The following is a 12,466-nucleotide window of genomic DNA, read 5'->3' as shown; positions in this document are numbered from 1 at the left end:
AAAGAGAAAAAACATGAAACCAAAGCACCGGATTTTAAACATTTTCCTTACACTAATTTTGCTCTTTCTGTTGCCATTTAATGTATCGGCACAAAAGGAAAGGGATATGGAGGCTAAGGCCACGAATTATTTTCACGCCCAGAATTATAAGGATGCGCTGCCACTCTACAAAGAGCTTGTCAAAATGTATCCCGAAGATGAAGGACTCAATTACTACTATGGAGTTTCCATGGTAGAAACGGAGCACTACGGCCCCGATGCCTGGAAAGCGTTGCTGACTGCCTCTCTTGGCCGGGTACCTTCGGATGTATACTTCTACCTGGGAAAATGTTTCCACGCTGAATCGGATTGGGATTTAGCCACGAAATACTATCAGCGTTTTGCCGATTATGGGCGGAACAAGGATTTAAAACGATTGGGATTACGGGAATACATGGATTTATGTTCCCGGAAAATCAATCCATTTAAAGCAGCCACTGCTGATAAAAAAACACCAAAAGATACGGTTAAGCCGGTCCAGGATCAGGAAAAGCCATTATATGAATCATTCATCGCATTAACTGCGGAACAGAAAAAACATCATCCGGAGTTATTTTCGACAGACGACACGCAATCGGCAATACCTGGTAATATGAATAGTCCCAACGTACCGGTATCTGAAGTAACAGCAGAACAGAAAGAAAGATATCCTCATTTATTTGCTACCGAGAAGATCAATTCCGGAGAGGATTCCTCTGAAGATACAATGCCTGCCCCTGTTCAAAAGAAGATGTCCTCTCCGCCGGCAGGCCTCGATAATGCATGGTTCAACTTCCGGGTAAACAGCCGGATTAAATACCATGAACTGGAAGACTTCCGTACACAAGACGGAAAATCCATTTTTGCAAAAGGCTGGATTGCCAGCATACGGCAGGACTCACTGGCAGCTGCAACTCATCATCTGCGGAAAGAATATGAAGGGCAGGATCCGAAGAATAATGCCGAACTGTCACAAAAAATCCTTCAGGCAGAACAGCTCTCCTACAAATTAATGAGAGAAAGAGAAGATTATTTCCGTCAGGCCCGACATGCAGAACAACAATATTGGAATAGTCAGCCGGATAATGAAATTGAGCAATTTGCGACTGCACTTAAGGAAAAGCAGGAACAGCATATTAAAGAGCGGGAAGAAGCCTTGGCCGCCGAACAACAAGCTCCGGCAGCCAAGCCCAAACCTGTCGCAAGAAAGCCGGTTGTAACGCCACCAGCTGACAAAATTGAGTATCGCGTTCAGATCGGTTCATTTAGCAAAGGTTTACCGCCTTACGTACAACGCTTGTACGATAAACTTTCCAAATTCAGGAAGATCGACCATTATACCGACGATAAAGGAATTGTTGTCTATACCGTTGGTAAACTCCGCGATTATCATGCAGCCGTCAATCTGAAAAAACAACTTCGGCAGGAAGGTGCCAGTGACGCATTTGTGGTTGCATACAAGAACGGGGAAAGGATTAAAGTAAGTGAAGCATTGAAAATTCAGAAGGGTAAATAAATGTTTTTCTTAACCAATGTTCTTTCTTTTCGTGAAATTTGGAAATTGTTACTAATTTTAGTGGAGAATAACCGGAGAAAGGTTCAGCATGTAAAACAACGATTTCACATGGAAACACAGAAGAAAAAACAACACAGTTTAACGGAAGAGGTCGACAAGGAGAAGAGATATTCGTTGTTTCTTCATAATGATGATTTTCATTCATTCGATTATGTTATCGATGCGTTAATGGATGTTTGTCATCACAATGCGCAACAGGCCACGCAATGTACTTATCTCATCCATTTCAAGGGGAAGTGCGACATCAAGCAAGGCTCCATGGAATTTCTGCGGCCAATGCGTCAAGCCCTTGCAGGCAGAAGCCTGAAAGCAACAATTAAATAAGGCATAAACTATTTATTCACCCACTTTCATACACAAATGACTATCCTGACCATACTGCTTCTTATTTTTCTGGGAATCGTTTTATTACTTCTTGAATTTGCCGTGATCCCCGGAATCACCATTGCCGGAATCGGAGGTATGGTACTCTTTGGTTACAGCATCTACCTCGCGTTTGACAACTATGGTGTAGCCACTGGAATCGGGACAGTGCTTTTCATTATCATTGTTGTTCCCATCCTGATATTTAAGCTTCTTAAAGGGAAAATCGGAGATAGTATGTCACTGAAATCAACCATTATCGGAAAAACAAACCTGGTTGAGGATACCCGTTTCCATGTAGGAGACAAAGGAGTTACAGTTACCCGGCTTGGTCCTGTCGGAAAGGTTGAATTTGACAGACAGGTGATGGAGGGTAAATCAACCGGCCCCATGTTGGATGCCGGTACTGAAGTTGAAATTGTAAAAGTTTTTAAGAATCAAATAATCGTTAAACCCATAAAAAAAGAAAAGTTATGATTCCAGGTACTGTAGGAATAATTGTCGGGATAGTCGTCCTGCTGATTATCTTCCTTTATTTTATACCGATTGGACTTTGGTTTTCAGCCATCGTATCAGGGGTAAGAATCTCGTTGATGCAACTATTCCTGATGCGCTTCCGTAAAGTTCCTCCGGGTGTGATTACCCGGGCGATGATTGAAGCGCATAAAGCAGGATTGGGAGGAATCAAACGTGATTTACTTGAAGCGCACTACCTTGCCGGTGGGCATGTTGAAAATGTGGTGCACGCACTGGTTTCGGCTGAAAAAGCCAATATCGAACTTACCTTTAATATGGCGACAGCCATTGACCTCGCTGGCCGGGATGTTTTTCAGGCAGTTCAAATGTCAGTAAATCCAAAGGTTATTGACACACCACCAGTAACAGCCGTATCAAAAGATGGTATTCAGCTGATCTCTAAAGCCCGTGTAACCGTAAGGGCCAACATCAAACAGCTGGTGGGTGGAGCCGGTGAAGAAACCGTTCTGGCCCGTGTTGGTGAAGGTATTGTATCGTCAATCGGTTCATCATTCTCACACAAAGAAGTATTGGAAAATCCGGATTCTATCTCACGCGTTGTGTTGGAAAAAGGGTTGGACGCTGGTACTGCTTTCGAGATTCTGTCCATCGATATCGCCGATATTGACATTGGTAAAAACATTGGTGCGGTATTGCAAATGGACCAGGCCGAAGCGGATAAAAATATCGCTCAGGCAAAAGCAGAGGAACGCCGTGCAATGGCTGTCGCCCTTGAGCAGGAAATGAAAGCCAAGGCCCAGGAAGCGCGTGCCAAGGTGATTGAAGCCGAAGCACAGGTACCGCTGGCCATTTCTGAAGCCTTCAAAAATGGTAACCTTGGCATTATGGACTACATGAAGTACCAAAACATCGGTGCTGACACAGCCATGCGCGATTCGATTGCAAAAGATGAAAGTGGTTCATCATCCACCAGCAATCAATCGGAATAGATTAAGACCACTCATTATTTCAAAAGGAAAAGGAACGATCGATTATTCGTTCCTTTTTTGCTTTCCCCACTCCCCCAAAAATTGCCCCTGCAATCGTTTGCGAAATATTTTTAACATTGTCTTAATGAAAACAAGTGTTTTAAAACATACATTTGTCATGTGATTTTTATTCATAGGTTTGGATTTAGTTAGTTTTTATTGGTTTAGTTAGTTTTAGTTAGGTTGGAAAAGGATAGATGCCCGTCTATCCTTTTTTTTATTGACAAAAATCTGACATACAACCAAGTCAGCAGAAAGATTGACAGGTGTAAAATGACGTAATATGACCGACAAAAAAATAAAAGGACAATTAAAAACAGCCATACCAAAAAGATCATCTTTTTAAAATTCTTTTAAAAGTAGCTTAACACACAAACATGTTTTTCAGCATATATTTGTAATAGATTTTTATTCATAGGTTTGGATTTAGTTAGTTTTATTGGTTTAGTTAGGTTGGAAAGGATAGATGCCCGTCTATCCTTTTTTTTATGCCTAAGATTCGGGAATTCCCCCAATGCATTTTGAATCGTAAACAGCGTTTGAATTCCCGGCATAATCAAATCCGATATTGGTATGACTTATTATCGATTTAATCTTCTTTTAAAAATGACTTAACACAGAAACATGTTTTTCAGCATATATTTGTAATAGATTTTTATTCATAGGTTTGGATTTAGTTAGTTTTATTGATTTAGTTAGGTTGGAAAGGATAGATGCCCGTCTATCCTTTTTTTTATGCCTAAAAATTGCTGCCATCCAAATCCACAATTCAGTTCGCAGGTGACCATCGCCTCACACCACCTGCCGATACTAATTTCAAACAAAGACGAAGCTTATGCCGATGAAAAATATTTTGACTTTGTCTTCATTTTTTAAGGCACACTTAACATACAAATTATGTTTTTCAATATATATTTGCAGCGATTTTCAAACACAGGTTTGGAATTCGTTTTATGGATTAGTTAGTTTAGTTAGGTTGGAAAAGGATAGATGGCATCTATCCTTTTTTTGCCTTCACTTCTGAGGTAATTTTCCCCCGGAACGAAGATGTTTCGAAAGTTTTTGGCCGTTACTAATGCCGCCCAGATATATTACCTGCTTAACGCCGGTTTCTTCCACAATTGTCTTTCAACAGTAAACCCTGTACGCTATTGTTATGCACAAATTAAGTCCATACTACAATCATATGACTGGTAGTATTCCACTAACAATAACCTTCCGTTTTATTCATCATACCATCATTTCAGCTTAACATGCAAGACATTGAACATGACTTAATTGCCATATGCCAATTTTGATTAAAACGTATGACTAAACAAAGAAAAATTGATCTGGTGGTTCTATCAGATATTCATCTTGGAACCGCCGGAAGCCACGCCACCGAATTGCTGAAATACCTGAAAAGCATTCGTCCCAAAACCTTAATTCTGAACGGTGACATCATCGACATCTGGCAATTCAGGAAACGCTATTTCCCAAAATCACACCTGAAAGTAATTAAACACCTGCTGGGAATGGCATCCAAACGCACCAACATTTATTACATTACCGGAAACCACGATGAAATGTTCCGCCGCTTCAGCGGACTAAAAATCGGGAAGCTGAAGATTGTAAATCAGCTGGAACTCGACTTGGACGGCAACCGCAGCTGGTTTTTCCATGGCGATGTATTCGATGTAGTGATGCAATATTCCAAATGGCTGGCCAAACTCGGAGCGATTGGTTACGATACCCTGATTTGGCTGAATACTAAAGTCAACTGGATCAACCGTCAATTCGGATTTGAACCCGTTTCGTTCTCTAAAAAGGTGAAAAACTCGGTGAAAGGCGCCGTAAAATATATCAACTCTTTCGAAGACACGGCGGCATCGTTGGGCGCAAAGAAAGGGTACAAAAACATCGTCTGTGGGCACATTCACCACCCCGAAATCAAAGAATTGGAATTCCCGCAAGGCAACATTACCTATCTGAATTCAGGCGATTGGATTGAAAACCTCACCAGTCTGGAGTACGACGATGGCGAGTGGAAAATATTCAGTTTCCGCGACGATTTTGTGGAAGAAGACGGCTTCACTCCCAACGAACGCGAACAACTGGTTGATTTCGATCCGAAAGAGCTTTTCCAGGTACTGCTAAACGAATTTCAAGCGGAAGCATGAAAGTCCTCTACGCCATACAAGGAACCGGAAACGGCCATTTGAGCCGGGCACGGGACATTATTCCGGTAATTGAAGAATATGCCCGGCTCGATATTCTGATCAGCGGAACGCAAGCCGAAGTTGAGTTGGGACATCCGGTTAAATACCGGAAAAAAGGACTGGGTTTTGTCTTCGGTAAAAACGGAGGAATCGATATCCTGAGCACTTATCGCAATGCCAATATTTCCAGCCTGATGAAGGAGATTAATACCCTTCCGGTAAAAAATTATGACTTGGTTATCAACGATTTCGAACCGGTTTCGGCATGGGCATGCCGTCGGAAAAATGTACCGTGCATTTCACTCAGCCATCAGGCTTCGCTGCTAAGCAAACAAGTGCCCCGACCATCAAAAAAAGACCCGGCAGCGACTTTCCTGTTAGAAAACTATGCTCCCACCGATTTCCAGATAAGTTTTCATTTCGCTCCTTACGACGAGCATATTTTTACACCGGTCATCCGGAAACAGGTGCGGGATACAGAAACCGATGACAAAGGACACTACACAGTTTACCTCCCGGCTTTCGATGATAAAAAGCTGATTAAAAAGCTTTCTTTTTTTGATGACATACGCTGGGAGATCTTCTCTAAACACACCCGGTCGACCTATCAGAAAGGAAACATCACCGTTCGTACTGTTTCGAACGGGGCATTTCTGAAAAGCATGGCCGAATCGACAGGCGTACTTTGCGGAGCAGGTTTTGAAACTCCGGCAGAAACCTTATTCCTGGGCAAGAAGTTGATGGTAATTCCTATGAAAAGCCAATATGAACAGCAATGTAATGCAGCTGCGCTGAAACAGATGGGAGTACCGGTTATCAAAAATCTAAAAGAAAAAAATCTGCCGAAGATTGGTGACTGGTTATCAGATGGCAAGCCCATTCCGGTATTCTATCCCGACCAAACCCGAACTATCGTGAAGCAGATATTTGAAGGACATATTGCCAGGATACTCAAAGATAACGAGCACGAAAACAATTTACTGATCAGGGAATATTATCGCACCAACATACCCGAATATGAAACAACTGACTAACCGGCTGAATTGAGACAAGCAACACACAGAGTCCCTCCTTATCAAATAACAGTAATCCATTTTCCCGTACAAAAGCTGCCCGGAATCTCACTCCGGGCTCTTTTCATTCTAATTCGTCTTACTTTCCTGACGAAGGGATTGTGAAGTAAAAAACGGAGCCTTTTCCGGGGATCGATTCCACACCAATTTGTCCGCCCATCAGCTGTACCAGGCTTTCAGCTATGCTAAGGCCTAATCCCGTTCCCCCGATAGCTTGCTTCTGTGCGCTCACAGTCCGGTAAAAGCGTTCGAAAATTTTCTTGTGCTCTTCTTTTCGGATCCCCATTCCCGTATCACGAACGAAAAAGCGGGCACCACTTCCCTGGATGGCATAGCCTATTTCAATTGTTCCTTCCCGGGTATATTTGATGGCATTGGAGAGAAAGCTTGACATGACCTGCCGGATTTTCTCACGGTCAGCAATTAAACGATCCTGTCCGGCGGCATTTGGAAGTTTTTTAAGCAGAGCTACAGGCTTGCTCCGCACTTCGCGAAGGAACGAAAGGTGCAAATCTTCCAGCAGCTCAGATGGACAAAAATCTGTTTCTTTTAATGGAATTGCCTCTGTATCGAGGCGGGAAACAGCCATCACATCGTCGACAATGTTCAGCAGATGGTCAGCATTTGAATTGATGATACGAACAAACTGTCCACGTTTTTCCGAGTCGATATGCTCTTCCAGCAAATTCGCAAAACCAACGATAGCATTCATCGGCGTTCTGATCTCATGACTGATATTGGCCAGGAAAGCTGATTTGAGCTTATCTCCCTCCTCCGCTTGTTCCTTCGCTTTCACCAGGGCTTTTTCCATTTGTTTGTATTCCGTAATATCCATTACCACACCTTTGAGCCTGACAAGCACACTATTTTCAAAAATCGAAACAATGCGGTTATTTAACCATCGTTGTTGGCCATCCGGAAGAACGATGCGTATCTCATCTTCAATCATCTGTTTTTCGGACGAAAGTCGATCAAATAATTTTCTCATCAGATACTGGTCATCTGGCAATAGTCGCTCCAGAAAATCGCGGTAGGATAGCATTCTCTTTTCGGGATCCAAACCGAATATCTTGTTGCAGTTTTCTGAAGCATGCATGGTTTCGTTAACCAGATCGTACTCCCAGTCCCCCATCCGGGCAATTTCCTGTGCCTCTCTCAACGATGCCTCACTATTCTTCAGCTCGTTTTCAGCCCGCTTCTTATCCGTCACATCTTCCATGATAACGATGTACTGAGTAATTTCACCGGCATCGTTGGTAATGGGCGATATCGTTACAGTTTCCCAATAAAAGCTGCCGTTCTTTTTACGGTTTAGAAACTCACCTTTCCACTCCTTCCTTTGTTGCAGGGCCGACAACATTGTATTAAAATCATCTTCCGGAAGGTGACCGGGGTTCATAATTCTCGGACTCCGGCCTTTTACATCTTCCAGTGAATATCCGGTTAAAGCGGAAAAACGGGGATTAACGTACTGAATCAACCCATCAGCTCCGGTAATGATAAAAGATGCCGGGCTCTGCTCCACCGCGACACTTAGGGTCAGCAGCATTTCCTCTGCCTTTTTTCGCGGAGTAACATCATGCACGATGCCATGAACCATAGGTTTACCGCGAAGAACGATTGGGCCGCTAAATACTTCAACATCACAGGTAGAGTGATCGGCTTTCCGGTGCTTAAACTCGTAGTGATTATGCGTTGAATAATCGACGTTCTGCAGCTTATCTCTAATTTCATCTGACGGAAGCGTGTTAATATCCGCGATATTCATCGAGGTAAGCTCTTCGTATGTCCACCCATAGAACTCGACTGCTGCATGATTCGCATCAATGATATTGCCATTTCCCTTGTCTATCAAAAACATCACCGCATGGTTATTACTGAACAGTGTCCGGTAACGCTCTTCGCTGTCATGCAAAGCTTTCAGGGCTTTATTTCTTTCAGTAACATCGGTTGCCAATACCAAACGAGCAGGTCGGCCATTAAACGTCAGGCGATGAGAGCTGATAGCAACGCTAATCATTTCTCCGTTTTTCTTTTTGTGCCGCCACTCTCCGGCCCGATCGAAGTCGTCCTCATGCCTTCCCAAATCAATCATCATCTGTCGAATATCTTCTTCCGGACAGATATCTTGTATCGTCATCGACAGGAATTCTGTCCGTGGGTATTTATAATGTTTTACTGCCGCGTTGTTTACTTCAATAAATTGATTCGTTTCCAGATCATAAATCCACATGGGCTGTGGATTGTTGTGAAACAGGTATTTGTACTTCTGCTTGCTTTCCACCAAGGCCTCTTCTGCTCTTTTGTCCTCGGTAATATCCTGAATGACGCCAAACATTTTTACCGGTTTGTCAGCATCATTAAACTCCAGTGCACCTATTCCATGTAGCCACCGAACCTCCTGGTCGTTTTTTCGACGAATAGGGTAAACTCTGTCGAAAGGTTCGCCTTCTCCTATGACTTCATTCAGGAAATAATTTTCAATACTTTTACGGTATTCCGGAAGAATAAACTCCAACCATGATTTAATAGTCTTAGTTTCCGTTAGTTCGATACCGAACAACCGATCCAACGTTTCAGAACTGGTCCACTTTCCTGAAACCATGTCAAGAACATAGTGCCCCATTCGGCCAACCCGCTGCGCCTCTTTCAGCAATGACTCACTTTCTTTCAAGGCTGTTTCAGCTTGTTTTTGGCCGGTAATATCCTCGACACTTGCCCAGATATATTTTACCCCTTTCTCAACCAGGATTTGACCTTTCAACCGAACCGGTATCAAATGCCCGTCCTTATGGATATATTCCTTTTCGTACGGGCCAAAATGTCCCATATGCGATAAACTATTCAGTTGCTGCTCTTCCTGCTCCCGGCAATCCGATGGTGTCAGATCCCAGCAGGTTAGCTTTAGCGCTTCTTCCCGGGTATATCCTATTATACCGAGCATGGCCGGATTCATATCAACCAGTTTTCCATCCAGCGTTGTCAATACCAATCCAATGGACGTCAGGTTCAGGTATCCCTGACTGACAAATTCCATTGTCCAGTCGTGATCGTTTTTGCAGCGATAGATCAGGCCGGGGACATTATCCAAAATTGAGGAATACAATCGAAGATTATCTTGTAACGAGATGTCTGATAGAGGAGATTCCTCTTTCGAAATTTGATTTGCCGTAAGTTCCCCGGATATTTTCCCTACGGGTTGTTCAGCCAACAAAGCCAGCACCGGAGCCATCCGGGTTAATTGCTGAAATGAGTTATTTTCAAGTTTTGATTCTTCCGGGATTCCCCAGAACAATAGCAGCCCGTTTAATCTTCCCCCAACCAAAAGCGGAAGGCAAAAAACGGGAACCGCATCTTCCGACAAGACTTTTTCAATCACGGTTGTGTCGTTGTGTGAGGAAATTATATGGGGTTGACGAAGGCTGCCCCATCGTTTGATGAGCGGGGACAAAGCAGGGAAATCTTCTACTGGCTCAGTTACCGAGAGGTTGGAAAAAGAAATATCAAAATCCTTCCCGCTGACACGGGACAAAACCGATATGGCCCGGGCGTGTGCTAAGTTCTGAAGAAAAGATAACAAAGACATCGAGAAAGCACCATCTCTCGAAATAATAGTCAGGAAATCATCATAGGCTTTTTCGGCAATATAATTCTCATTATACAGCAAGTCAGCCTCCGGGGTAGCGTTTTTCATCATTAAATAAGCATACAGGTTAGCAAGTTAATTATTAGCATGTCAACTAAAAATTTCCGGATGTCGAATATATTCATGTGTTTATACTTTAAGAGTCAAAACAGATATATTCCATAACCGGAAAAACAAGAATATTATTTTTCAGCGGCCAATTGCTCGTAGACACCATTCGTCCAGCCAAACCCATCCTGATTGGGATATTCTCCGCCGCCACCGGGAACCTCAGGATTCACCACATTGTACTTCTCTTCCATCCGGTAATACTTTTGATAAACCTCTTCGTTCACCTTCATCCAGCGCTGTTTAATTTCGTCCGCGAGCGCATCACAACCATAATTGCGAAGTCCCTGAATCGTTATCCATTGCAGTGGCGCCCAACCATTGGGCGCGTCCCACTGCTGTCCGGTAGAATAAGGAGTTGTGGCCACTCCTCCCGCCTTTAGGAGTTCGTCCCCGACCAATTTCCTCACGCCAGCAGCCTGCCCGGCGGAAGCCATATGGAAGAAGAGCGGATAAACGGCTGCTAACGAAATAATACCAGTTTGTTTTCCCTTGGTATAATCGTAGTCGAAATAAAATCCTTTTTCGCCATCCCAGCAATAGCGGTTCAATGCATCCAGCCTTTTTTGCGCTTTTTGCTCAAACCGGGCTGAAGAAACCGAATCACCCTTTACCTTATATGCATGGCCAATGGTTTTTTCCATATTGAACATCAACGCGTTTAGGTCTACCGGAACAATATCGGTCGTGTGCATGGTATACAAGGGGAAACTTCCGTCAGGAGATTCCTTCAGCCAACGGCTCGAAAAATCCCATCCCGATTCGGCAGCCGAACGGAGATCACGGTACATCTTCAAACTATCCAGCGACGGATTAAGGGCCAGCGCCTGTCTTACCGTATGAACATCTTCGCTGTAAGCTTCCGAACGCGGAAATTCCCCTTTGTCATAATAACGATTCAACAGGGTGCCATCCTCCATCCGGACCACATGCCCGCAAGCTGCTTTACCAACATTGACTTTATCGGCACCATGCATCCAAAAGCTGTATTCCTCAACTATTTGGGGTAAATAGTGTACATAAACGGAATCATCTTTTTTCTGGCGGGCAAGTAAACTCACCATTAACGCAAAGAAAGGTGGTTGCGAACGAGTCAGGTAATAGGTCCGGTTTCCGTTGGGAATAAATCCTAGGGTATCGATAATGTAAGCAAAGTTATCAATCATCGAATTGATGACACCTATCTTTCCATCAGCAGCCAAGCCCAACATGGTAAAATAGCTATCCCAGTAGTAAACTTCGCGGAAACGTCCTCCGGGTACTACATACAAGTTTGGCAACGGGATAAGCGTTCCTGAATGAGCAACATCAGGTTGCCGCGACAATACCGACCATAAATGTCGGATATGTTCCCGAATAGGTAACGTATCAGGATTACTCATCGGATGATAGGAAGGGATAATAAAATGCTTCTCAACAAATTGCCTCAATACCTTCGTATTATCCTTATTTACAACACCTTCGTATGCTTTGCGAATTTTGACCGGAGATTCCTTCGGAACGCAATCGACGAACGTCTTGCTATCGGGAAAAATATCGGATTTTTGTACACTGTAAAACAACGGGCCGTAAAGAGCCTCAGGAGTACCAACATCAACGGGTTGGGTAATTTGTTTCTGACAACTGGTTGAGAACGTAACCAATAAGGTTAAGAACAGCCAGAAAAACGGACGGTGAATTGCCTGCCTGAAAGCAAAATATTTTTTCATATGTTCGATATTTACTCCTAAATTGCCTGGCACCTAGACCATTTGTCAGGAAAGGATACCAATTAAATGGTAAAAAGACATTTTGATGGTTAGGTGTACCTATTTTCCTTAATCCAAAGTTTCCAGCAAAACTTTGTTTGCTCCTACAAAATACATTCTACTGGAAACTTACCGAACCAAAAATAAGTTTTCTTAACCAGAAAAAACAGTTAAAAACGGGAAATACGGACGGATTATTTCATTTTAGCAAAAACAGACAAGGATTAATCT

General features: G+C 43.2%; 8 protein-coding genes. 6 read left to right on the top strand and 2 right to left on the bottom strand.

Translation table 11 applies throughout. From position 1 onward, the window contains the following. Positions 1-13: 13 nt before the first annotated feature. The 6 genes from GJU82_RS01365 to GJU82_RS01340 all read left to right on the top strand — a co-directional run bounded on the left by GJU82_RS01365 (position 14) and on the right by GJU82_RS01340 (position 6,694). On the top strand, positions 14-1,534 hold the full coding sequence (locus tag GJU82_RS01365) for an SPOR domain-containing protein (RefSeq protein ID WP_153630507.1): 1,521 nt from the start codon (positions 14-16) through the stop codon (positions 1,532-1,534). Positions 1,535-1,642: 108 nt separating this feature from the next. Next, on the top strand, positions 1,643-1,918 hold the full coding sequence (locus GJU82_RS01360; protein WP_153630506.1) for an ATP-dependent Clp protease adaptor ClpS: 276 nt from the start codon (positions 1,643-1,645) through the stop codon (positions 1,916-1,918). A 36-nt stretch (positions 1,919-1,954) separates the two neighbouring features. Next, positions 1,955-2,434 carry an NfeD family protein gene (locus GJU82_RS01355; protein WP_153630505.1) on the top strand — a complete coding sequence of 160 codons (480 nt, stop codon included), beginning with the start codon at positions 1,955-1,957 and terminating at the stop codon, positions 2,432-2,434. Beyond that, a complete protein-coding gene (floA, locus tag GJU82_RS01350) occupies positions 2,431-3,423 on the top strand; it encodes a flotillin-like protein FloA (RefSeq protein WP_153630504.1) in 993 nt (330 codons plus the stop codon). Before GJU82_RS01355 ends, floA begins: the two co-directional genes overlap by 4 nt. Positions 3,424-4,769: 1,346 nt before the next feature. Further along, on the top strand, positions 4,770-5,621 hold the full coding sequence (locus GJU82_RS01345) for a UDP-2,3-diacylglucosamine diphosphatase (protein ID WP_153630503.1): 852 nt from the start codon (positions 4,770-4,772) through the stop codon (positions 5,619-5,621). After that, positions 5,618-6,694 carry a glycosyltransferase family protein gene (locus GJU82_RS01340; RefSeq protein ID WP_153630502.1) on the top strand — a complete coding sequence of 359 codons (1,077 nt, stop codon included), beginning with the start codon at positions 5,618-5,620 and terminating at the stop codon, positions 6,692-6,694. Before GJU82_RS01345 ends, GJU82_RS01340 begins: the two co-directional genes overlap by 4 nt. A 118-nt stretch (positions 6,695-6,812) precedes the next feature. Here GJU82_RS01340 and GJU82_RS01335 read toward each other — a convergent pair whose 3' ends face one another. Together GJU82_RS01335 and treF are read right to left on the bottom strand one after the other, a co-directional pair. Next, positions 6,813-10,430: a PAS domain S-box protein gene (locus GJU82_RS01335; RefSeq protein WP_153630501.1), complete on the bottom strand. Its 3,618-nt coding sequence runs from the start codon at positions 10,428-10,430 to the stop codon at positions 6,813-6,815. Between the two features lie 131 nt (positions 10,431-10,561). Beyond that, positions 10,562-12,196, bottom strand: a complete 1,635-nt coding sequence (gene treF / locus GJU82_RS01330) for an alpha,alpha-trehalase TreF (RefSeq protein WP_153630500.1) — start codon at positions 12,194-12,196, stop codon at positions 10,562-10,564. Positions 12,197-12,466: the final 270 nt, after the last annotated feature.

Origin of the sequence: Prolixibacter sp. SD074 (assembly GCF_009617895.1) — a bacterium.
GTDB lineage: Bacteria > Bacteroidota > Bacteroidia > Bacteroidales > Prolixibacteraceae > Prolixibacter.
This window is presented reverse-complemented; position numbering and strand designations above follow the sequence as displayed.

Excerpts from the sequence above, each read along its gene's own strand:
- floA (WP_153630504.1), top strand. The coding sequence starts at position 2,431 with ATGATTCCAGGTACTGTAGGAATAATTGTCGGGATAGTCGTCCTGCTG.
- GJU82_RS01355 (WP_153630505.1), top strand. The coding sequence starts at position 1,955 with ATGACTATCCTGACCATACTGCTTCTTATTTTTCTGGGAATCGTTTTA.
- GJU82_RS01360 (WP_153630506.1), top strand. The coding sequence starts at position 1,643 with ATGGAAACACAGAAGAAAAAACAACACAGTTTAACGGAAGAGGTCGAC.
- GJU82_RS01340 (WP_153630502.1), top strand. The coding sequence starts at position 5,618 with ATGAAAGTCCTCTACGCCATACAAGGAACCGGAAACGGCCATTTGAGC.
- GJU82_RS01335 (WP_153630501.1), bottom strand. The coding sequence starts at position 10,430 with ATGATGAAAAACGCTACCCCGGAGGCTGACTTGCTGTATAATGAGAAT.
- GJU82_RS01365 (WP_153630507.1), top strand. The coding sequence starts at position 14 with ATGAAACCAAAGCACCGGATTTTAAACATTTTCCTTACACTAATTTTG.
- GJU82_RS01345 (WP_153630503.1), top strand. The coding sequence starts at position 4,770 with ATGACTAAACAAAGAAAAATTGATCTGGTGGTTCTATCAGATATTCAT.
- treF (WP_153630500.1), bottom strand. The coding sequence starts at position 12,196 with ATGAAAAAATATTTTGCTTTCAGGCAGGCAATTCACCGTCCGTTTTTC.